Here is a 23,432-nt window from a genome sequence, read left to right as displayed (position 1 = left end):
CTACGAACTGTTTTTGTGACGCTCATCGAACGAACACGATCTGATATAATTTCTTAGTCCGCGGAGGCGGACATCGTTTGTGTAGTCGCGGTTTCAACCGCCGAGTTTAATCTAAAAAAAGCCCCGGTTTATTCAAGAAACCGGGGCTTTTTTCAAACTCAAACTGCGTGTTTTCGATACCAATCAATCGTATTTTTTAACCCTTCCTTAAACTCCACTTCAGCCACAAAACCAAACCTTTCCTTAGCCCTTTCCGTATCCAAACAGCGGCGCGGCTGACCGTTCGGTTTGTCTGTTTCCCAAACAATTTCTCCCTGATATCCCATCAATTCGCAAATCGTTTCCACTAAGTCGCGAATTTTAACTTCGCTATTTGTTCCCAAATTAACCGGGTCAGATTCGTTGTAAGATTGAGCAGCCATCACAATGCCTCGTGCGGCATCTGTGGAATACAAAAACTCGCGGCTAGGGCTGCCGTCTCCCCAAACTGGCAGTGTTTTGTCTCCTCTTTCTTGGGCTTCGTGGACTTTGCGAATTAATGCGGGGATGACGTGGGAACTTTTCGGGTCAAAGTTATCTTCTGGGCCGTACAAATTCACTGGTAGCAAGTAGATACCGTTGAATCCGTACTGCTGGCGGTAGGATTGCAGTTGTACTAATAAAGCTTTTTTTGCTATTCCATAAGGTGCGTTGGTTACTTCTGGATAGCCGTTCCAGAGGTCGTCTTCTTTGAAGGGAACTGGGGTTAAGTTGGGATAGGCGCAAATTGTGCCGACGCAGACGAATTTTTCGACTCCTGCTTCGTAGGCTGCGTGGATTAGTTGCGCGCCCATCATCAAATTGTCGTAAAATAGTTCTGCGGGTTTGATTAAGTTTAAACCGATGCCGCCGACGTGGGCTGCTAAGTGTATGATGATATCTTGTTGGTCGGCGGCGCGTTTGCAGTTTTCCATGACGCGGAGGTCGCAGTCGCCCGATCGACTAACTGAAATTTTATCAGCATCCGCGCCTGCTTTGACTAATTGGTCGATTACCTGACGGCCGAGGAAACCGGCGCCACCCGTGACTAGAATGCGTTTGTTGCTTAAATCCAAGCTGGTCATAATTTTATCCTCAGAATTTTGAATAATGGTCGATCGACAATTTCCACTCTAAAATTGTAACTTTAGCAAAAAAGCTTTACGCTACAGCACGCGCTTGCCAACAAATCTGTTTGAGCAGTCCCAGATAGGGACAAATTGCCGTGCGTATCTGAGCGTGAGATTTATCGGCTGCGACTGCTCAACCGTGATTTTAATGTTTTTGTTGGCCCGCACAGCCGAAAGTTTGGCGAGCAGTTAAGCTGGTTGTTTGAATGTCGATCGTACAAATAGCTGCAACAATCTTCTTTGTCATGTTTTTTGTCGGGGTAATCCCCGGCTGGCGCTTGGAGCGAATGGGGAATACAGGGGAACTACCCCGACAAATTGTTAGCAGCGCACCCGCCCAAAAACGAATACAAGTCCCCGACATCAGTCGGGGAGGGTCAAAAATTTTCGGCTCATGTTCCAGCTTTCAGATTCGATGCTGCAAGTCAATCTCCAATTCCCCATGGAAAATATCAAATTGACACTCCGGCTTAGTTTTGCCGCTTAATCGAATCCGTTCCCGGAACCTCGCAATTGCTGTTCGAGAGCTTTCGTGTCAGCATCTACCATTAAATGTACTAACTCCTGAAAAGTTACAGAAGGTTCCCATTTTAATTGCTGGCGTGCCTTAGTCGAATCGCCAATCAACAGTTCCACTTCAGCAGGACGCAAGTAGCGTTCATCAAACTCGACATATTTTTGCCAATCTAAATTGACGTAAGTGAAAGCCAAATCGAGAAATTCCTTAATAGAATGGGTCTCGTTGGTAGCAATCACATAATCGTCAGGCTTCTCTTGTTGCAGCATCAGCCACATCGCCTGCACGTAGTCTTTAGCATAACCCCAGTCCCGCTTGGAATCGAGGTTGCCCAAATAAAGTTTTTTCTGCTTACCTGCAACAATTCTGGCAACAGCGCGAGTAATTTTGCGAGTTACAAAAGTTTCGCCCCGGCGTGGAGACTCGTGATTGAACAAGATGCCGTTGCAAGCAAAAAGTCCGTAGGATTCGCGATAATTTACTGTTTGCCAGTGACCGTAAACTTTAGCGCAAGCGTAAGGACTTCTGGGATAAAAGGGAGTTGTTTCCTTCTGCGGAACTTCCTGTACCAAACCAAACATTTCAGAAGAACCTGCTTGATAAAACCGCACTTCTATGCCTGTGCGGCTTTGGTAATCGCGAACTGCTTCTAGCAAGCGCAATACTCCCATTCCTACACAGTCAGCCGTATATTCCGGCGAGTCAAAACTCACTCGAACGTGGGATTGAGCGCCTAAATTATAAACTTCTACAGGCTGAACTTGTTCCAAAATCCGGCGCAGAGTAGTGCCGTCAGTCAAGTCGCCGTAGTGCAGAAATAACTGTGCTCCTTCGCTGTGAGGATCGACATAGATGTGGTCAATGCGATCGGTATTGAAACTAGAACTGCGCCGGATAATGCCGTGAACTTCATATCCTTTTTCTAGCAATAACTCGCTCAAATAAGAGCCGTCTTGACCTGTAATACCTGTTATTAGCGCTCGCTTGCGTTGCGTCATCTGATTTTCCTGTGACAGGCTGTGTTAATTCACTTCGGATGTTCCGGGCAGAGGCTGTTGTTGCCTGCCCGTCCAATGCTCAAGCTCTACCTTAACTCACAATGCTTCGATCGGCATCAAGGAACTGTGAATCTTTTAGCCAAGAGTTTGCCGCTTGCTGTCAGTAGTCAGCATCAGTGGTCGGTAACAAACAAAACTAACTACCGATGGCTGACTGCGGACAAAAATTAATATGCGCCGTTATTTTTAGGGAAAATCACAACTCCAATTGTTTTGAAAACAATCCACATATCCATCCAAAGGTTTTTGTCATTGGCGTAATAGAGGTCTATTTGGACTCGCCGGGGATAGGGAATGTCGTTGCGACCGGACACTTGCCACAAGCCTGTAATTCCAGGTCTGATGGTGAGAATTTTGTTGATGTGACGGCCGTATCTCGGCAGTTCTTCTTCAACTAAAGGTCTCGGCCCGACGACGCTCATATCTCCTTTTAAAACATTCCAAAACTGGGGGAATTCGTCTAAACTGGTCATTCGTAAAAATCTTCCAATACAGGTAATTCGAGGGTCTTGTTTCAGTTTGAAATTGTCTTCAAACTCTTGACGCAAATCCGGAGATTTCTCCATGATTTCCAGCAAGATGTCATCCGCATTTTCCACCATCGTTCTGAATTTAAGGCAATAAAACATTTTACGGTTTTTGCCTACTCGTTCCTGTACGTAAAATATAGGCCCGGACGAGCTTAAGGCGATCGAGAGAGCCAAAAGCAGGTAAACCGGAGCAAACAGGATCAGAACCGATAAGGAAAAGAGAATGTCAAATAACCGCTTGAGAAATTCTCCGTCGAGTCTCTGTAGAGAACGACTGATGCGTCTATCTCCTTGCAGGACAGGCCCAAAACCGCGTCTTGCGATCGCTCGAATTACCTTGCCGGAGATTAGTTGGCTGTCGGCAGTCATCTTACTCCTTCACTTCACACCACACACAGTCATGATCATAAAGCCTCAAGACGCTTTGTTCTATGAATTATGTTTCAAAGACTCAATTTTCTGCATTCAGAATTCGTCCGATGGAAGTCCAAATTCGTCCGACTTCCGTCGGACGAATGGACAAGGCACTTATGCAGAGAGGTTTTCAGCGCTTCTGAAGCAATTGCCAAATATTTTCGAGGTGTCCGAGTCTCCCAGTGTCCCGCTCTCCCTCTGTGGCTCTCAAGTCCCAGACTGGGAAAAATCGCCGGATTTAAATTCCTGATAGCACTGTTCTACAAAAGCTATATAGCGCTGCTCAAAGACTTCGGGGGCAAACTTGGAGGCGTGCAACCTGCTGATTTCTGGCTGAAATTTTGCTTGCAACTGCTCAAATTCCTCGACGGCTTCGACTATTGCTGCTGCAGTTTGCGATGCAAAAAATAAACCTGTCCCAGTCTCCTTGTGTTGGCGAATGTCGAGCACTGTCTCCAAAGCGCCGCCTGCTGCGTAGGCAATTATCGGTGTGCCACAAGCTTGAGCTTCTACTAAAGCGATGCCAAAATCTTCGCAAGCTGCATATACAAAGGCTTTCGCCTCTGCCATGTACTTTTCAACTACCTCCGCGGGCTGCCAGCCGAGCAGTTGCACGTTGGGTTTGGCGATTTGCCGAATCATTTCTAATTCTGGGCCGGTGCCGATGACAATTAGAGTGTGCCCGAGTTGATTGAATGCTTGGACGATCGCACTGACGTTTTTGTAGCTTACCAATCGGCATACTGTCACGTAAAAGTCTTGTTTTTGCCGCATCACCGAAAATCTCTCGATATTTACCGGCGGATAAATCACCTCGGCGCGCCGTCGGTAGCACCGCCAAATTCGGCGCGCCGTGTGTTGAGAGTTGGCGATGAAATAATCGACGCGGTTGGCGGAAATTACGTCCCACTGCCGCAGTCGGTGCAACAGATATCGCGTCAGCAGCCCCGGGATGCCCCGTCCGGCTTTGCTGCGGAGCAAATAGTCAAAAGTTAAGTCCCAAGCGTAGCGCATGGGCGTGTGGCAGTAGCAGACGTGCAGTTGCTGCGGACTGCTGAGTATGCCTTTGGCGACGGCGTGGGAGGATGAGAGGATGATGTCGTATTCTCGCAAATCTAGTTGTTCGATCGCGATCGGCAGAAATGGCAAATATTTTTGCACGCCGCTGCGGGCTGCGGGAAAGTGCTGCAAGAATGTAGTACCAATCTGTCGCCCGAAAAGATAGCTTTGGGGGTTTGCCGATTCAAAGTCGATGAGAGCATAGACATCTGCCTCGTCTATGTATTTGAGGATTTCTTGTACTACGAGTTCTGAACCGCCGGTAGCTAGGGGCGTCAACCATTCATGAACTAGGGCGTATTTGAGTTTTTTCACTTGTATGTAGTCGATCGAACGATTTTTTAGCGCTAGTTCTGTCAATATTAGTCTTACCGAGCGATCGCTTGCCCAGTATCGAGCTATCAACCGGGTTTCTACGCAGGCGAATCGATTTGGGATTTGGGATTTGAGATTTGAGATGTTCTCTCGGATTGAATCTGGGAGATTGAACCAGAGCCTTGCCCGCTCGCTGGTCGTTGGGTCTAAAATTTTGGAATCGACCCTGACCCTAGCGTTGGGGGTTGTACCCGTTTTTGGGCAGGGTCGATTCCCAGAATTTGGGGAATAAACGCGGTTTTTGGGCAATCAGGGACAGCTAAAGTGCAGAATCGGGCAACGATTCCGCCGATTGTTGACAAAAAATGCTATTAGGCGGAATACTGTAGGTGATTTGCGATCGCCCAAATTTTCGGAACTGGCGATCGAACTAACGTGGTGTGAGGAAAAAAAATGTCCAAATTTTTATGGAAGGGACTTTTAGTCAGTCCCGCTGTATTGGCAGCAAGTTTAGTCGTATCTTCGACAGCCCTAGCAACAGAAACACCTGTAGAAATTGCTACAGCTCAAGCCAATCAATTGCAATTAGCAGGTGCTGCCACCGATACCGCACAGCCTGAGACCGCAGCAGCGACCGCCGAGGCAGCGTCACTAGCTGCCAACTTAACTGCTGACACTAATGATACTCTTGAGAAAGAAAGTGTAGCAGCAAAGGTCGCCCCTGTTGCCGAACAAGCCGCATCACCGGAAAACAACTCAGTTGCAGCAGCAGACTTAACCCAAAGCAAACCCGCAGCCGCGCCCGAAAACTTAAATACAGACAAACCAGTCGCAGAGCAAATCCCCGCAGTCGCGCCCGCAAACTCCAGCGCCGAAAAACCGGCCGCACCGACTAATATCAGCGCCGAAAAACCGGCCGCCCAACCCGAGCAGATTTCCCAATCAACTGCTCCAATTGTGCAACCTCAAGCGCAGTCAAGTGTTTTAGAACAAATCAACCAATACAGCGCAGAAAACGGCAGCGAAGATGCAGCCGGCCAAGTAACCTCTGTTTCCCAACTTTCCGACGTTCGGCCCACCGATTGGGCATTTCAAGCTTTGCAATCTCTAGTAGAACGCTACGGTTGCATCGCCGGCTATCCTGACGGCACTTACCGCGGCAACCGGGCGATGACTCGCTACGAGTTTGCAGCGGGTTTAAATGCGTGTTTGGATAAGGTGAACGAGCTGATTAAAGGCAGTGGCAGAAATCTGGCAACAAAAGAAGATTTGGCTTCTATACAAAGGTTGCAAGAAGAATTTGCCGCAGAATTGGCAACTTTGCGCGGGCGCGTAGATGCCTTGGAAGCCCGCACTTCTGAATTAGAAGCAAATCAGTTTTCGACTACAACTAAACTCAACGGCGAAGTGATATTTGCATTGACAGGTATCGCCCGCGGAGAGGATGCTGAGGGCCGCAAAGCCGATCGAACTACGGCTTTTGGCAGCAGGGTGCGTCTCAATTTTGACACGAGTTTTTCTGGTCAAGATTTGCTGAGAACTCGACTGCAAGTTTTAAATTTGGGTGCGTTTTCTACTAACAATACCAAGACTGCTGAAGGGGAATTGCGGTTTAATGCCGGCCCTTTTGGTACTGCTAGCAATACTGTAGCTTTAGATGCGCTACTTTACCAATTCCCTCTAGGCAAAAGCACTACAGTAATTCTAGAAGCCAATGCCGGCGCTGCTGACGATTTCACCAATACTGTCAATCCTTACTTTGACGGAGATGGTGGCAGCGGTGCTCTTTCTAATTTCGGTACTCGCAACCCAATTTACTATTTGACTGCCGGTTCTGGTATCGCTCTGCGGCAGCAGTTTGGGGAAAAACTAGAGCTGAGTTTGGGATATTTGGCCGGCAACGCTCCGAGCCCGACGCGGGGTAACGGCTTGTTCAACGGTTCCTATGGTGCTTTGGCTCAGTTGACTTTCAAACCGACAAGCACTATGGCTTTAGGTTTAACTTACGTTAATTCCTACAACTTTGTTACCGGTACGGGCAGCAACGCTTCTAATTTCCCGGTGCGTCTCGGTTCCTTCGGCATCGACAGCGACAACAGCCCGCGGGTTTCTAGCAATTCCTACGGCGCGCAGGCTTCGTGGAGAGTGCGGCCTGGCTTGGCAATTGGCGGTTGGGCGGGTTACACTAACCAGCGCATTTTATCGAACTTGAATACTCCTACAGGTTCTGTGCAGCGAGGAGATCAAAAAATCTGGAACTGGGCTGTTACTGTGGCTTTGCCCGATTTGTTGAAGGAGGGCAATGTGGCTGGCTTTATTGTCGGTATGGAGCCGCGAGTGACGAGTTCTACTAATCGGACTTTGCCGGAAGATAAGGATACTTCGCTGCACATTGAAGGGTTCTATCAGTTTAAGTTGAGCGACAATATTTCGATTACTCCGGGTGTGATTTGGCTGACTGCTCCTGACCACAATAAAAATAATTCTGATTTGGTGATTGGGGTTGTCAGAACCACGTTTACTTTCTAGAATTAGCTGTTCGAGATTTGGGATTTGAGATGCTAGTTTTAATCTCAAATCTCATTTCGCGAAGCTCAATTCGGTTGCAAAGCTATATCTTTTTTGCACCAGTGCTTTATTGAGACTTGCTCTAGATAGCGATAAACTACATCTGTTAAGATTGTACACAGGCATTTCTTGCCAACAGTCGCGACAAAACCAGTAGACCTCGTGCTGGCGAAAGTGACGCAGCATTGGATTCGAGCAGCAGGGACAGTCTGTATTGTGGCTCGCTTGACCGAGGATTTGATTTGAGCTGCCGGAGTCGTGTATCATAAAAACCTCTTTTTTAAATCAGATGTGTTTCAGTCTTGTTACAGAGCACTTTAAGCTTGGTTGAACCACCAACTCCATCACTCTAAAACTGAAAAGTAAAGATTTTGTAAAAATTCTCAGGTTCTTAATAAATTGAGTTAAAGTAAAATGTTTCTTAATAATACTTGCGTCGCAGAGCACTTATGCCTATTTCAAATGCTCTCAGTCAGTCTTGGACGCATAAGACCGAAGAAACCGGGTTTTTTACCCGAACAGTAGGCTACAACGCAGAATTTTCGTCCATCAAACCCAGTTTCTGACCACCCATGCGTCCAGGAGTATCCGTGTGGGACGCACCAGGCCACAGAAACCGGGTTTTTTATTTAATCTCGTCGCTCCAATGAAGGATTTTCGTAAAAAACCCGGTTTCTGACACCCAGTCTCTGAGTCTGTATCGATGTGAGAATCTAATCTAAGTCCCAGCCCAAAACTTGAGCAATCTGAACGGACAGCATAACTGGATTCAGGGGATTCACAATTACTGCTGCTACTTTATCCCGTGGAAACAAGCTGCGTTGTAAATCAACCCATTTCGCTTTGAGAGTTAGTAGCACAACTGGAATTGATTGGGTTGCAGGTTGTGTTTTTAGTTCTTTGATAAACAAAAATTCATCGACTTCGCCGAGGGAAATATCCAAAATTATGCTATCTGGCTGATGTAGTTTCGCTTGTCGCAAGCCTTCTAACGTAGAGCTAGCAACTCGCACGTTCCAGCCTCCCAAATCAGTTAAACAAGCTTGTACAACCTCTTGCATATTTGGTTCTTTGTGAATCAGTAAAATTGTTTTGGTGGTCATAGCAACCACTTCCAAATCCTTAATTGAATTAGTTTTAAAATCAATTGCTCGGTTGCTAATTAAGTGTTAAGTACACTTTTTTAGGAATCGAACAAATTTGCAGTTGGGGTCTCAATGCAAAGTTTGGATTGCTGATTTATCAACTGCTTAGCAAGCTTAATTTTTACACCATCGGGCTGGCCTGAGTCCAACAGGTTTCTGGTTGTACTGGATGGGGCAACTGGATGAGACTTTCAATCCACTAGGACGGAAAAAATCTTCAACTAAAGTCGCTGCCGTCGGTTTACCTTGAATGAGAATAGTTTCAGGAGTGATTTGGAGATCCAGCTTGACTAAATCAATGTCAGAAATGTCAACTTTCAGCATCAGTGTTTCCTCCATTTCGTGAATCGTAATGGCTGCGATCGGGGGTTTCTGCTGTATTGCCCAAAGTGTTGATTGCTGACCGCCATTGAGCAAACGGGAAGATGAACTCTCCAGATACTCGCTTACATCATGCGATTCCTGAAAACCCTTCATTCACTGTCCTCCTGTGCCACCTGTCTTTACTTCGATAGTAGGAGGCTAAATAATAACGGTAAGGAATTGGTAAAGATTCAGCAATCGTTACAAAAATTTATAATATGGTTGTAACTGTAGCATTTCTCAAAAGTATTGCTAGAGAATTGTTGGGTTTGTTTACCATTGACGATCGCAGATCCCCATAGGTTTGGGTTAAGAGATTTCAACAGGAAAAACCCTATAAAAAATAGATACGGAGATAGCTTCGTCCCTGTCTTGGGAGAATTTCTCACCCAAGCGTATCGTTGCAGAGCCCTGGTGCGGAGCTGTGAGATTGTCGATTTTTGTAGAGGGATTTTCTGGCTTCGACGCACCTCCGGAAGTTGACAAAAACTGCTAAAACTATTCATCCCAGCCTAAAATATCTGCCACTTCTACTGTCAGGCTGGTGGGTTGGATGGGTTTGGCAATTACCCCGGTAACGCCCATTTCGGCGAATTTAGCCCGATCGCTCGGCAAGACTTTTGCTGTCAGCAGAATCACCGGAATCGATCGCGTCTTGGGATCGGACTGGAGGCGATCGTACACAGCAATCCCGTCCATTCCTGGCATAGATACATCGAGCAAAATGGCTGATGGTTTTTCTGTTTGCACTATTTGCAAACATTCCTCTCCCGATCCTGCTACTAGCGTTTCCCATCCACCTAGGTCTTCTAAGCACGCTTGCACGAGTTCTCGGAGGTGTTCTTGATCGTCAACTACTAGAATTAATCTGTCAGTCATAGGATTTTAGATTTTAGGTTTTAGATTTTAGATTGGGGATTTTGGACAGTCGCGATCGAGCCAGTCAACCGCAGATTTAAGGCAGATTAACACAGATAAACGCAGATAATTTCAAGATAAGAAAGCAAATGAATGCAGTCTTGTCTAATAAATCTGACGGTTATTCGATCGCAGGTAACGGCAATGTAAAGAAAAATGTGCTGCCTTCACCAAAGATACTTTCAACCCAGATTTTTCCACCGTGCTGCTCAATAATACTGCGACAGATGGGCAATCCTAAGCCGGTGCCTCCTTTTTCGCGGGAATCCGAGGCATCGACTTGCTGAAATCGCCCAAAAACCAGTTCTAACTTGTCTGCTGGAATGCCCCGCCCGCGATCGCGAACTTGGAACAGCACGCAGTCTGGCTGATTTTCGGCACTCACGTAAATTTCAGCATCGGCAGGGGAGAATTTGATAGCATTACTCAGTAAATTTGTCAAGGTTTGGAGGATGGCATCTGCTGCGGCCCAGACTTGTGCATCGGTGGGTGCAACGATTAAGGAAATCTGGTGTTGAGCGGCGATCGCCTGAATGCCATCTACTGCTTGCTGCATCAAATCTGCCGCATTGGAAAGGGTTTTATCCAGGAATGCGCGCCCGGACTCCAGCCGTTCCAAATCTAAAATATCATTAACCAGGTTCACCAAACGATTGGTATCAAGTAGGGCAATTTCGATCATGCGCCGGGACTTTTCGGGTTTTTTATCGTAAATCCCTGTTTTTAATAGTCCCAGTGACATTTGAATTGCGGTCAAAGGAGTACGCAATTCGTGGCTGACAATGCCAATGAATTCATCTTTAATTTGTTCAATTTTGTTGCGTTCGGTGATATCTTCACCGATGCTGATACTTCCGATGACGGTTCCATCGGCATCTTGCAGCGTTGTATTGTTCCAAGCAATGAATCGTTCCTCGCCGGATTTCGTCAAAATGACATTTCGATAATAGGGATGAGCATTGTGAGTCAAGATTTGCAGAAAATCATTTTCAGTTGATTGTTTGCTAGAGCTAGGCAAGAAGTTTTCAAACCAGTTATTGCCTAAAACTTCTTCGTTAGTATATCCTGTGATGGCGACAAAAAATGGATTGATGTAGTTGACAGTTCCTGACGCATCGAGTCCCACAACAATTAACTGCACGTTCTCCAACAGCGTTCGCCAACGACGTTCAGCTTCTCGGATGACGGCTGTGGCTTGCTGGCGTTCTTGCAATTCGATCTCAAGTTGGGTGTAGAGTTGGGATTGCTGAATGGCGATCGCCAATTGGCTGCTAATCTGTTCGAGTAATTCGATTTCCCAAGATAGCCAATTACGAGGTGCTGTATTTTGGTAGATGATTAACAATCCCCAAAGGACTTCTCCCGAAAATATCGGGACGGCCATATATGCTTTGGCTTGAAATTGTTGTAAGAGTTGGATGTGACAGGGATGAAGCCCAGCTTCGTCAATATCTGCGATCGCAAAGCTTTCGTGATTGCGGAAGCGCCCCCCTTGAGTTTCTTGCAGGTAGACATCTTCACAACCTTTTTGAATATTACATCCTACCAATTTCACCCACTGTGGATCCACTGACTCAACCACAAAATCTCCACTCCAATCGGGAGTGAAACGATAAATAGCAGCGCGATCGACTTGTAATGTTTGCTTGACTTCAGTGACAGCAGTATTCAGAATGGCATTGAGCTCTAAAGATTGGCGAATCGCTTGAGTAATAGTCCAGAGCAAATTTTCCTGGCGGGATTTCTGTAGTAATGCTGCTTGGGCCAGTTTGCGATCGGTGATATCTTGTTGAACTGCAACTAGCACATCGCCGTATTCGGGATGCTGGAAAACAGAGCAAGTTGCAGTGCACCAAAATTCAGTACCATCTTTTTTAACATTATGGACTTCATAGCTGAATTCACCACCTTGTAAAACGGCAGATCGAATGGCTTGATATACATCTTCAGGATTTAGCGATTCGCTAGGATAGTTGAGAATCGAAACATCTTTACCGTTGAGTTCATCTAAGTCATAGCCAAACATCTGCTCAAATTTAGGATTAGCATAGACAATGACTGAATTATCGGCTCTCACCAAGCAAATGCCCTCCGCCATGTTGCGGGTAATCACAGCCTGAAGTTCCAGCATTTGTTCTGCCTGTTTGAGCTGAGTGAGATCCCGCACACTAATGATATAGCCTGAAATATTCTCCCCTGCATCGCGGAAAGGCGAATAGGTAACACTCAAAAAATGCCTGACTAAATTGGGAAAATCAAACCATTTTTCATACTGAATAGTTTCTCCACTCAAACATCGTTCTAACAGAGGCTTACAAAAATTATTAAACAACTCGTCACCCTGAATATTTATAACAGAATTTCCGACTACTTCGCTTTCGGATTTGTTGCACATTGATAGATAAACTTGGTTGGCTATTTGATAAATATAGTTGCGATTCACCAGCGCAATCCCGTCTTTTGTATTTGAGACAATGCGCTCGTATTTGCGGAGGGTTTCTTCTGCACGTTTGCGATCGCTGATATCGAGGATCACGCCGAGCGATCGCACGGGTTGTCCGGATTTTTGGTAAATAGTTTTGCCGCGCCCCATTAACCAATGAACGGAGCCGTCGGGATGCACAACTCGATATTCTGATTCGTAATCGAGGCGAGATTGGAGAGCATCGGCAAACTGTCTTTCAACCCGAGCTCTGTCTTCAGGATGCAATCGCTCGCGCCAGATTTCATAGCTTGGTTCGATGCCGGGAACTAACCCGAGTAAGGTGAAGTGATTATCATTCCAAACGAGCTTTCCTGTGAGTAAATCTAAATCCCAAAAGCCGATGTGTGTTAAATCTAGAGCTAATCGGCGTTGTTCTTCGCTCTCTCGCAGGGCTAATTCAGCTTTTTCTCGCTCTCTTTCGATTTGCTTGCGATCGCTGATATCAAACAAAGTTGAGCGAGTCATCACAAAGTTGCCTGCTGCATCTTTGATGGCGGTAGCATTTAGGTTGAACCAACGGCTGGAGCCGTCTTTGTGAAACATCTGAAACTCCAGATTTTCGACCCAACCTTGTTGTTTTAGTTTGGGGAAGTTATCGTAAAAAACTTGTTTGCCATCCGGGCCGAGCAAATCTAAGAACTTAATTTTATGGATAATTTCATCGCGGGTATAGCCTAACCACTTTAGTTCTGTATCATTAATCCGAACCATTGTTCCTTCTGAGTCTAGGGAGTGATAGCCGCAGGGAGCATTATTGTAGAGGTCTTCTACTTCACGGATATATTTCTGCAAGGCTAATTCCGTTTGTTTTCGCTGGGTAACATCATTATTAATTTCTAGGATCTTAATTGGTCTACCCGCATCATCTTTTTGGAGAACCCAACGGCTAGATACAGTAATCGGGCGATCGTCCCGAGTGTGATGAATTAGTTCTGCTTCCCAGTAACCTGTTTCAAAAAGTTCTGCTTTAATTTCTACCAAAGGCTGAGGAAATTGGGTTTTTAATAAAATGTGCGATTCTTGCCCGCAGGCCTCGGCTGTTGTCCAGCCATACATAGCCTCAGCTCCCTGATTCCAAAAGGTGATGACCGAGTTTAAATCCCAGGTGATAATACTATCATGGGCTAAATCTAGCAGTTGTGCTTGTTCTGTGAGCAGTTGATAGGTCTGTTCTTTTTCTAGTAAATTAAGTAATAAGTAATCGTTGGCTTGGGTGAGTTCTGCTGTGCGTTCTACTACTCGTTGTTCGAGTTCGATATTTATTTGTTGGAGGGCAATTTGTGCTTGTTTGCGATCGGTAATATCTTCAGTGAAGAGAATGATGCCACCAACATCACCATTGCTGCTGTACCAGGGGTGAATTTCCCACCGCAACCATTGCTGTGAACCATCAGAATGCACAAATACATCTTCATCGCATTTTTCTATGAAACCTGCACAACCTCGCTGGTGGAAGTGCTTCCACTCGTCGGGAATATTCGGAAACAGCTCGTAGTGCGATCGCCCAATTATCGATTCTATGTTTTTGAGCCGATATTCATCAACCCATCGCTGGCTGGCGGTTAGGTAGCGCAGGTCGCGATCGAACATCACAATACTTGCCGGAGCATATTTGATGAACAATTGCAGTTTTTCTTGAGTCTCCTGTAAGGCTAGTTCTGCTTGTTTGCGCTCTCTGAGTTCGGTTTCTAGCTGTTCAAATAAATTAGCTTGTTGGATGGCAATACTAGCTTGTGCAGACAACTGCCGCAGCAATTCTATTTCTGAGGGTTGCCACTCGCGGGGCGCTGTGCATTGATGAGCAATCAGTAAACCCCAAAGATTTTCACCTTGCAGAATCGGCACTACTAGATTTGCTCTGACTTGGAAACCTGCCAGCAATTCTAAATGGCAGGGAGCAATTTCAGTCGTATAAATATCTGATTTAGCAGTGACAAAGCCTTTTTTAAATTGTTCAAAATAGCTTTCAGCAAGGCAAGGATCGTCTATCTGAGTGGATAAGATGGTCGGCCATGCTGAATCAACAGACTCGACGACAACTTTGCCGCTCCAGTCTGAGACAAATTTAAAGATAATTACGCGATCGCACAGCAGAATATTTCTAATTTCTGTTACCGTTGTGTTGAGAATATCTTCTAATTTGAGGGAATCGCGGATAGCAAGTGCAGTTTTAGCCAGGATTTGCTGTTGCTGTTGTTGCCATTCCCGTTCTTTCATCAGTTGGCTGTTTCGCAGGACATAGCTGATGGAACGGTGTAAAACTTCTGGGGTAATTTCGCTTTTTTCTAAATAATCCTGAGCGCCATTTTTGAGTAAATCAACGACAATTTGGATATTTGCCTGCCCTGTGAGCATAATTACTGGCAGGTTCTCTCGCCCTGTCTTTTGCAGCAATTCTTCTAACAAATCTAACCCGTCTATATCGGGTAAATAGTAATCTAGTAGAAAAATATCTGGGATTTGGCGATCGCACCATTGCAGCGCATCTTCGCCGTTATCAAATTCGACAATCTCGTAGGTACGATCGCCATCCTCGGACAAAAATCGGCGGTAGGTAGCGCGATCGACTTCTGAGTCGTCTACTAACAGAATGGTGTATTGCCTTGTTTCAGAGCGATCGGTTAAATTGAGAGAGGGAGCGAGGGTCAAATTTGCCACTGGGGGCGTTGTCTGCGGTAGCTGAGTTTCGATTTGCGATCGCCCCGCCTGCTTGAGAGCCGCCATTTCTGAGCGCAACAACTGTAATTCAGCAATCAGTTGGTCTTTCGTTTTGTCGCAGTCTTCCATACTACCTAATTTTTTGTATAATTGGCGAGCGTCAAATCAACTTATAATAATTCCGGCAAAATTGAAAACTCAAACCAATAGCGAAATAAAGTGTGCAGGCTATCGGTTAAAGCGGAGAGTCCCATTTGTTTCAATATATAACCATTCGCACCTTGTGAATAGCAAAATTTTACATCTTTTTGATTAGAAGATGTGGTGAAAACCACAATGGGAATTAATTTTAATTTTTCATGATTTCTGACTGCTACTAATACCTCTCGTCCATCTGTTCCAGGCAAATTTAAATCTAACAAAATTAAATTAGGACGCGGTGCAATTGTAGGATCGGCATACTCTTCTTCGTGAAAGAGAAAGTCCAAAGCTGTATCGCCATCAGTACAGCGATCGATATAAAATGAACCGGCAAAAGATTTTACAACCCGCATGAAGGCTTCAAAATCTTCATCGCTATCTTCTATGACTAATATCCTTATAAGTTTATCCTCATGTTTCATTCGGGGGGGAAAGAGTAAAATAAAATGTCGTTCCTTCCTTAGACTTTGATTCTACCACAATTTCTCCTCCATGTCGTTCGACAATTTTTTTTACTATCGTTAATCCTGCTCCGGTACCGCCTCCGTATTTATTTGGGGCGTGCAAGCGTTTAAAAATCCTAAAAATGCTATCTAAATGCTTTTCTTTAATGCCAATTCCATTATCTTTGACATAAAAAACCTGGAGGTTTTGGTAAAAGCAAGGATGCTCGATCGATGACCAATCGGGTTTACCCATGATACAACCAATTTCTATACGTTTTTCTGGTCGATCGTTATACTTGATCGCATTACTCATTAAGTTAGTAAAAATTTCTTCTATCAACACGCGATCACCTTTGACTATCGGGAGAGGCTGAATAATTTCCACCTCCAATTGAGAGTCAGATTGACTTATTTTAAGGATATCAACAACATTATTAACTAATTGATTCAAGTCGATATTAGTTCGGATTAAATCTGCACGGGATAAACGAGAAAAATGCAGTAAACCATTAATTAAATTTTCCATCCGTTTCGTTAACTGCATTAATGTATTTAATTTGTTTACCCCATCTTCATCTAATTTATTCTGATAATCTGCCAATAAGAAACTCGCATAATTATGAATTCCTCTTAACGGTTCTTTCAGATCGTGGGAAGCAATGTAAGCAAAAGCATCCAATTCAGTATTACTGCGTTGTAACTGTTCGTTGATAGAGGCTAATTCATCGGCTTTTTTGAGGATAATTCCCACAATAGCTGCGCGCAATTCCACTATTCCTTCAAGTTCACGAGGTTGCCATGGTAAACTTTTAAGTTGGACAATTTCTTGCCACTTTGCAAAAGATTTGCGCGGAGACATTCTCGGAGTGCCTTTTTCATCAAGAGTTTCCTGTAAATTGGGATTGCCTCCCCAATTTACAGTTTGAATGACTTCGGGACGAAACCACAAGATGAAATTGCGCTGGATCTTAGTAATAGAGACAACAATTAAGCCACAAGCTAAGTCTTTAAACTGGGTGGCGTTTGGATAAACTTTAGGTAAACTATCTGTATAATAGAGATTATCTTGCAGTTGTGGAACCACCCAATCAAGTAATTGATTAATCTCATTTTCTGAGGGTGTTTTCCCAAATGACATGACTAAATCATTAGAAATGATTGCTGCCCCTGTGGCATTAACTAAGCCCAATAAACGCTCTCGATCTTGACCTAATGCGGCCACAAAATCTTCCGATCGGTAAATACTTGCTACAAAATCCGATTGCAGGCTTTTTAAGCGAACTTTGTCATCCAAATTTTCCTGTTCTTCCTTATTGCTTAATTCCAAGGACATGACTTGCCCAATAAATTCGCAAATGGTTCGAGTGTGATAAGGAAGATATTTAGGTGTGCCGTGATGACAAGCAATTAAACCCCATAATTGATTGTTTTTTAATAATGAGATTGACATCGATGCACCAACTTTCATATTTTGTAAGTATTCAATATGACAGGGGGAGACACTTTTTAAAATAGAAAAAGTTAAATCTGGTGCAGCATTGGTTAGGGGACAATCAGGTGGAATTAATGAGGAAGGTTGATAATTAACGTTAGTAATTAAGCGTAATTTATTCAAACGGTAAAGTTCTTTGGCTGGTGGGGGAATATCGCTAGCGGGAAAATGTAAACCTAAATAGGAGGTTAAATCAGAGCGCTTGTTTTCGGCAATAACTTCTCCCGATCCATCTCGAACATCGAGCCTGTAAACCATCACCCGATCGAATTCGATAATATTTCTAATTTCTCCTGCAATCAATTGACACAAGCTACTGATATCTGATGTACTTTGGATTTTGGCGAGGGTATGACGAGTTAATTGATAAAACTGAAATAAATCATAGGTAATACCTCGCTCTGAAGGTTCAAGTTCCAGAATTAATAAGTTTTCGGGTGAGCGGTGGACAATGCCATAAAAAAATATGCTCTCTTTTTGAATATTTAATAATTTCAAACTCAAAGGATTTACAGCATCGAAATCTCCTGCTAAACACTGAGTTAGGGTTTTTTGAGATTCTGGCTCAAAGATATCGGTGAGACGTTGATTTAATAACTGAGCGGGTGAATAGCCGAGCAGCGATTCTGTATTGTCACTTATTTGTAAAATCTGCCAATCTGCTTCATTAAAAACCAACAAAATGCCGTGAGGTTGAATAGCATTAGGAATATGGATCGGTTCGCGATCGCAATTGTAGGCAGAAATCGGCTCATGAAAAACGTAATTGACAGGGTTCATAGTTTTTTGATTGTGAATTTTAGGTGTTCGCCTTAATTTATGGATGGGCTGGGGCGGCTTTATCTAATTTTTGAGTGGGTGTCAAAGATTAACGTCGAAAGTCGAAAAATGTCAAAATTATCGACGGTTTTAGTGAGTTTAAGTATTTCCCTGGTTGAGGCGCGAATCGGTGCGCTTCAGGCGGCTGAGTACCCGCGTCACTAATTCTGGCCCCAGCACTGGTTTGGTAATGAAATCGTCGGCTCCAGCTAGAAAGGCTTGGCTCAGAGAGTCTCTGTCGGTGCGAGCGGTGACAACTAAGATGGGCAAATCTCCCCAGTGGCTATCCTGTCGCACCACCTGGCACAACTCCAGCCCGCCGATCTGTGGCATCTCCAAATCTAGTATTACTAAGTTGGGTGAAGTTGTTACCAGCATCTCCCAAAATCCTTGGGGATCGGTTAATTCTATCACATCTAAACCCCAAGGTGTTAGCAATGCCGATAAGTGTGCTAACATTGCCGGATCGTCGTCAACAATTAATACTTTGGCTCGTAATGCTTCTGTTTTGATTAAAATACGAGATATGGCTCGAAAAATTTGATCGGTGGTGGCAGGTTTGTGTAAAAATTGTTTAGCACCTAAGCGAGATACTGCTAGGCGATCGGCAAGACTGTCCCTTCCAGTAAATACAATTACAGGTAGGTTTGGCGATCGCTCTTTGAGCTCTTGCAGCAGCGTCAATCCATCTTCTTCGGTGTCTGGAAAGCTTAAATCTATTAAAATCAAATCTGGCATTGACATCGCCAAACGCGAGCGAGCGGCAGTGACATTCGGAGCGATTTTGATCCGAAATCCCCGAGCGTCGCATTCTACTTTTAAGCGCTCTGTCAAAACAGTATCATCGTCAACCATTAGGACTCGATGAGATAAAATTGTAGGCGCTGGTGAAGTCGTTAACGTAACTGTTGGTTTGGTTAATTCCTGCTCTAATCCTGTCACCAATTCTGAAAAGCGGCTGATTTCTTCATCATTGCAGGGGCGCAAGATGCGATCGCCTGCGACTGGGCTAAGAGAGATGAGTAAATGCTCTGCTGATCGCGCCAACTTGGAGCCTTCGGGATACCCAAAGGATGCCATTGAACCGGCTAATTTATGCGCTTCATTCTTAGCCGCTAGGTATAATTCCACCTCTAGATTTCCGCTGAGCAGAGCAGTTTGTGCGCTAGACAACACGGCAATTTGCTGCTTAAATACTCCGCGAAACCGCTCTAGCACTTTGTCGAGCGCCGACGGATCTCCGGCGCGAGATTTCTGTTTGTTGGTGCTGTCGGTGTCAGAATTGTTTGAAAGCGGAGGTGCAGGTTGGGGAGGCGGCTTGAGTCGATAGCCCATACCGTAGACTGTTTCGATGATTTCTGCGCTCATGTTGCCTGCTTTGAGTTTTTTTCGGATATCCTTAATATGAGTGTTGATGGCGCGATCGGTTGGTGCATCCTCAAATCCCCACAGGCGATCGAGAATGGCGCTGCGACTGAAGATGCGATCGGGATTTCGCAGAAATAATTCCAGCAGGTTGTATTCTGTTGCTGTCAGTGAAATAACTTGTTCGTCACAGGTTACTCGCCCTGAATCCATGTCTAAACAAAGATTTCCCCAAGTCAATGTAGTGGATGAGTCTTTAGCAAAACTTCCAGGAGAAACTGCTTTACTGCGCCGCAACAATGTGCGGATTCTTGCTAGCAATACTTCTGTACCGCAAGGCTTGTTGATGTAATCATCCGCCCCGGCGTCGAATCCTGCTACCACATCGGCATCTGAATCGTTTGCTGTCAGTAACAGGATCGGTTTGCGGTAGTTTTGCGATCGCAGTTGGCGGCACAGACTAATCCCATCTAGTTTTGGAACCTGCACGTCGAGTACCATCAGGTCATATTCAACCAATGTTGCTAAGTCTAAGCCTGCTTGTCCGTCGCTCGCCGTATCGATCGTGTAGTCATTTGCTTGCAACACCTTTGCCAGTGTCGCACTCAGCAATATATCATCTTCTACTAGCAGAATTTTGATCGGAGACTTGTTCATTGTATTTGTATGGTGCAATTCTGATGCGCTCTAGGCTGCTGCTGTCAGGCATCTGCCTTTCTGTTCGTTGGATCGTAGGTTTTAATTTTAGAATATTCGGGCGATCGTCTTCGTTATCGCGCTCCTTGACAAGTTATTCGCGGCACAGCAAAATTAGTCATGGAATCGATTGATTTTATTTTACAAAGTATTAAAAAAAATGCCTTTTTTTTGGGCTAAAAGCTTGACTGCTGCACTTTTTTAAAGTATATTTTAAATAATGGGAATATTTGGCAAATTTAAATATGTGTTACCACTCCCATTATCTAAAATATACCCCGAAATTATAGCAAAGTCAATAGGCGATACTTCTATATTAAAGCGAATTTTTTCACAAAAAGCTCGATCGCACCACTGTACTTTAGCTACTATCGGCGGTAAGAAGGGCAGCAGCGATTAAGGAAAAACGACGATAAATCACGTAAACTTCGTAAAATGCGAGCTGGAGTTTGATATTGAAACAGAAACGACCAGCTTTAGCAAAAGCTGGTCTGCAAAATAGTTAAATCCGTTGTTTTTCCCACAGTGTTTTTCTCACAGTGAGGAAACCCAAGTTGCACGTTTCTTTGCAGCGGGTTCTAAGAGCAATATCATCGCTCTTGAGGTGTATTTTTGCAATAAATTTTAATCATTTGCAATAAAACGTTACATAAAAGACGGATTTTTAGGTTTGTAGTGAGGACTTTAGTCCTGGTTTTTGCGGACTGAAGTCCTCACTACGAACTTGGTTTGTAGTGAGGACTTTAGTCCTGGTTTTTGCGGACTGAAGTCCTCACTACGAACTTGGTTTGTAGTGAGGAGTTTAGTCCTGGTTTTTGCGGACTGAAGTCCTCACTACGAACTTGGTTTGTAGTGAGGAGTTTAGTCCTGGTTTTTGCGGACTGAAGTCCTCACTACGAACTTGGTTTGTAGTGAGGAGTTTAGTCCTGGTTTTTGCGGACTGAAGTCCTCACTACGAACTTGGTTTGTAGTGAGGAGTTTAGTCCTGGTTTTTGCGGACTGAAGTCCTCACTACGAACCTATTTTAGATCATGCGGGGGCTTGTTGCGGCCGACCCCAAACAATCCGCTCTTGCTTGTATACGACCATACCAGGCTTCGCACCTTTTGGCTTGTACACATATTTGGGTTCGGTATAAACGACGGGGACTTGTTCGCTGTGGCGGGCGCGACTGTAGTATGCAGTCATGTCGGCTGCAAATTGCAAATCGGTTTCTTGGGCGACATTACCGGGTGTGAGACGCAGCAAGGCGTGACTTCCGGGAATCTCTAGGGTGTGAAACCACAAGTCGTAGTCGTTGGCTGTACGAAAGGTGAGTTGGTCGTTTTGGCGGTTGTTGCGCCCGATTAATAGTTCAAAGCCGCTGGGGGTTTGGTAGCGGTGAAATTCGATCGCAGCATTTTTGTCACTGCTACGGTAATCTGATACAACTAGATATTTTTGCTGGATCAGTTCTTCGCGGATTTCGGCGAGGGTTTGCAAATCTTGGGTGTTGCGGTAGGTTTCTAATACTGCAAGGGCGGCTTCGACTTGTTCTAAATAGTCGATTTCTTCTTGTACGGCGGCTAATAATGGTTCTACTGCAATCCGGGCTCTTTTAAGTTTTTGGTGTTTTTTGTAGATGGCTTGAGCGTTTTGTACGGCGTTTTTCTCGACGTTTAGCGGAATTATAACTGGTTTTTCGGTTTCAAAGTCGGGGAGGGAAATTGATTTCATTCCTGGTTCCCAATGCTGCAAGTTCGCCATTAGCAAGTCGGCTTGGGATTTGTGGGTGTCTGCGCCTGCTGATTGCTGCAATCGTTCTTTAAATGTGTTGGCTTTGAGGCGCAGTTTTGCGAGGAGGTTGTTGAGTTTTTGGGTAAGCTGATGTCGCAGTTGGGCGAAGACTTGTTGGTTGATTTCGCCTGTGTAGTAACTGTTGAGTAATTCTTGGACGGAAGAGAAGGAAGAAGGAAGAAGGAAGAAGGAAGAAGGAAGAGGGGAGTTAGATTCGGAAGAGAAGGAAGAAGGAAGAGGGAAGAAGGAAGAAGGAAGAGGGGAGTTAGATTCGTTGGTAGATTCAGCTTCTTTAGAGAAGGAAGAAGGAAGAGAGGAGTTAGATTCGTTTTCGGGATTTGTTTGTGTTTCGTCGGGTTTTGGCCAGTCGATGACGCTGTAGCCTTCGGGGGTAAAACTTGGTTGAAATTTGGAGTTTTCTAGACATTGCAACCAGTATAGCCAGCGTTGGAATAGTTGTTGCCATTCGTGGGGATTTAGGCTGTCGGTGGATTGTTCGGGGTCGAGATTTGCCGATCGAATCATGGACACTACTAAGACTTTACTCAACCCTCGGTAATTCTTCAACAGATTGGTCTTTATTTGCCCGGGAACCAGGCTAATTCGTTCTTTCCAGCGATCGAGAGATTCGATCGCACTTGGCACTGCATCGGTCAAAGACGGGGGCAATTCGTAGGGTTGCCCGGTTTGGATGGGACGGACGCTGGACTGTTTGGCGCTGACTTGGTGGGCGCAGGTGACAACGAGATTGTCTTGGGCGGTGAGGATGACGTTGCTGTATTTACCCATGATTTCGGCGTAGAGATGCCAGAGGGCGGGTTCGCCCGGACGTTTGGCGAATTGCAAGTCGATGACTCTTTCCCAAGGGGAGACGGGGGCGATGGAAACTAAGGCTAAACCGCTGAGTTGGTGGCGCAGTTGTTCGCTGAAGGTGAATGTGTCGGGAATTCGAGGGGGAGAGTCGCCGACGCAGATGCGGGCGGCTGCGGGATGGGAGGAAATGTCTATCCAGCCCCGTTGATTCATGGTACGCAGGGCCAGGGACACGGTAAATCGATCGCGCTGGTAGACTTGTTCTAAGCGCGCTGGCAGCCATTGGTCTCGCAGTTCGCTGCAAGTTGCGGTTAAAGTTGTAAAGTCTACGGGTTGCACGGTGGCCTCTTTGCGATCGAACTATCTATTTCTGTGGTGACAGATTTAGGGCATATTTGACCAATTGTATCAGATAAGTGTTCTGAAAAACAGATATAGCCTTTCTCTGAAAGATGAGGTACTATTCGGCATAGGGCATAGGGCATAGGGCATAGGGCATAGGGCATAGGGCATAGGGCATACCTCATGTTTTTGAGAACCGCTATAGAACCCATTTGACATCTTTGAGTTTTTGGGTTGGGTGACAAGAAATACTGAGATTAACCCGGTTTCTGAGATTTACGCCCGGGGCAAGAAACCGGGTTTC

13 protein-coding genes are annotated in these 23,432 nt (G+C 45.1%); 1 reads left to right on the top strand and 12 read right to left on the bottom strand.

The features are described 5' to 3' along the window. Positions 1 to 158: 158 nt before the first annotated feature. The 4 genes from QZW47_RS25915 to QZW47_RS25900 form a co-directional block, all read right to left on the bottom strand. The gene (locus tag QZW47_RS25915) at positions 159 to 1,103 is read right to left on the bottom strand and encodes a GDP-L-fucose synthase (RefSeq protein ID WP_293133743.1); all 945 of its coding nucleotides are present in this window, start codon (positions 1,101 to 1,103) and stop codon (positions 159 to 161) included. 528 nt (positions 1,104 to 1,631) lie between these two features. After that, positions 1,632 to 2,663, bottom strand: a complete 1,032-nt coding sequence (gmd, locus tag QZW47_RS25910; RefSeq protein ID WP_293133740.1) for a GDP-mannose 4,6-dehydratase — start codon at positions 2,661 to 2,663, stop codon at positions 1,632 to 1,634. Positions 2,664 to 2,890: 227 nt separating this feature from the next. Then, a complete protein-coding gene (locus tag QZW47_RS25905; RefSeq protein ID WP_293133737.1) occupies positions 2,891 to 3,622 on the bottom strand; it encodes a sugar transferase in 732 nt (243 codons plus the stop codon). 252 nt (positions 3,623 to 3,874) lie between these two features. Next, positions 3,875 to 5,041, bottom strand: coding sequence for a glycosyltransferase (locus tag QZW47_RS25900; protein WP_293133783.1), 1,167 nt, complete (start codon positions 5,039 to 5,041; stop codon positions 3,875 to 3,877). Positions 5,042 to 5,494: 453 nt separating this feature from the next. On the opposite strand from QZW47_RS25900, the gene QZW47_RS25895 reads away from it, so the two are divergent. Continuing rightward, positions 5,495 to 7,570, top strand: coding sequence for an iron uptake porin (locus QZW47_RS25895; RefSeq protein ID WP_293133734.1), 2,076 nt, complete (start codon positions 5,495 to 5,497; stop codon positions 7,568 to 7,570). Between the two features lie 752 nt (positions 7,571 to 8,322). Here the strand turns inward: QZW47_RS25895 and QZW47_RS25890 are convergent. From QZW47_RS25890 to QZW47_RS25855, 8 genes are all read right to left on the bottom strand, one after another. Beyond that, positions 8,323 to 8,712, bottom strand: a complete 390-nt coding sequence (locus QZW47_RS25890; RefSeq protein ID WP_293133731.1) for a response regulator — start codon at positions 8,710 to 8,712, stop codon at positions 8,323 to 8,325. 156 nt (positions 8,713 to 8,868) lie between these two features. After that, positions 8,869 to 9,231, bottom strand: a complete 363-nt coding sequence (locus QZW47_RS25885) for a hypothetical protein (protein WP_293133728.1) — start codon at positions 9,229 to 9,231, stop codon at positions 8,869 to 8,871. A gap of 384 nt (positions 9,232 to 9,615) precedes the next feature. Continuing rightward, positions 9,616 to 9,996: a response regulator gene (locus QZW47_RS25880; RefSeq protein WP_293133725.1), complete on the bottom strand. Its 381-nt coding sequence runs from the start codon at positions 9,994 to 9,996 to the stop codon at positions 9,616 to 9,618. A 160-nt stretch (positions 9,997 to 10,156) separates the two neighbouring features. After that, on the bottom strand, positions 10,157 to 15,307 hold the full coding sequence (locus QZW47_RS25875) for a PAS domain S-box protein (RefSeq protein ID WP_293133722.1): 5,151 nt from the start codon (positions 15,305 to 15,307) through the stop codon (positions 10,157 to 10,159). 41 nt (positions 15,308 to 15,348) lie between these two features. After that, positions 15,349 to 15,801 carry a response regulator gene (locus QZW47_RS25870; protein WP_293133719.1) on the bottom strand — a complete coding sequence of 151 codons (453 nt, stop codon included), beginning with the start codon at positions 15,799 to 15,801 and terminating at the stop codon, positions 15,349 to 15,351. After that, entirely contained in the window at positions 15,791 to 18,097 is a 2,307-nt protein-coding gene (locus QZW47_RS25865; protein ID WP_293133716.1) for an ATP-binding protein, read from the bottom strand. The genes QZW47_RS25870 and QZW47_RS25865 overlap by 11 nt, the downstream gene beginning before the upstream one ends. A gap of 138 nt (positions 18,098 to 18,235) precedes the next feature. Next, complete coding sequence (locus QZW47_RS25860; RefSeq protein ID WP_293133713.1) at positions 18,236 to 20,158, bottom strand: response regulator; 1,923 nt, start codon at positions 20,156 to 20,158, stop codon at positions 18,236 to 18,238. Between the two features lie 1,068 nt (positions 20,159 to 21,226). Next, positions 21,227 to 23,125, bottom strand: coding sequence for an NFACT RNA binding domain-containing protein (locus QZW47_RS25855; RefSeq protein WP_293133710.1), 1,899 nt, complete (start codon positions 23,123 to 23,125; stop codon positions 21,227 to 21,229). Between the last annotated feature and the right edge of the window lie 307 nt (positions 23,126 to 23,432).

It is taken from the genome of Microcoleus sp. bin38.metabat.b11b12b14.051 (assembly GCF_013299165.1).
Lineage (GTDB): Bacteria > Cyanobacteriota > Cyanobacteriia > Cyanobacteriales > Microcoleaceae > Microcoleus.
Note: the sequence above shows the minus strand (reverse complement) of the source record. Positions and strands in the feature narration are given on the sequence as shown.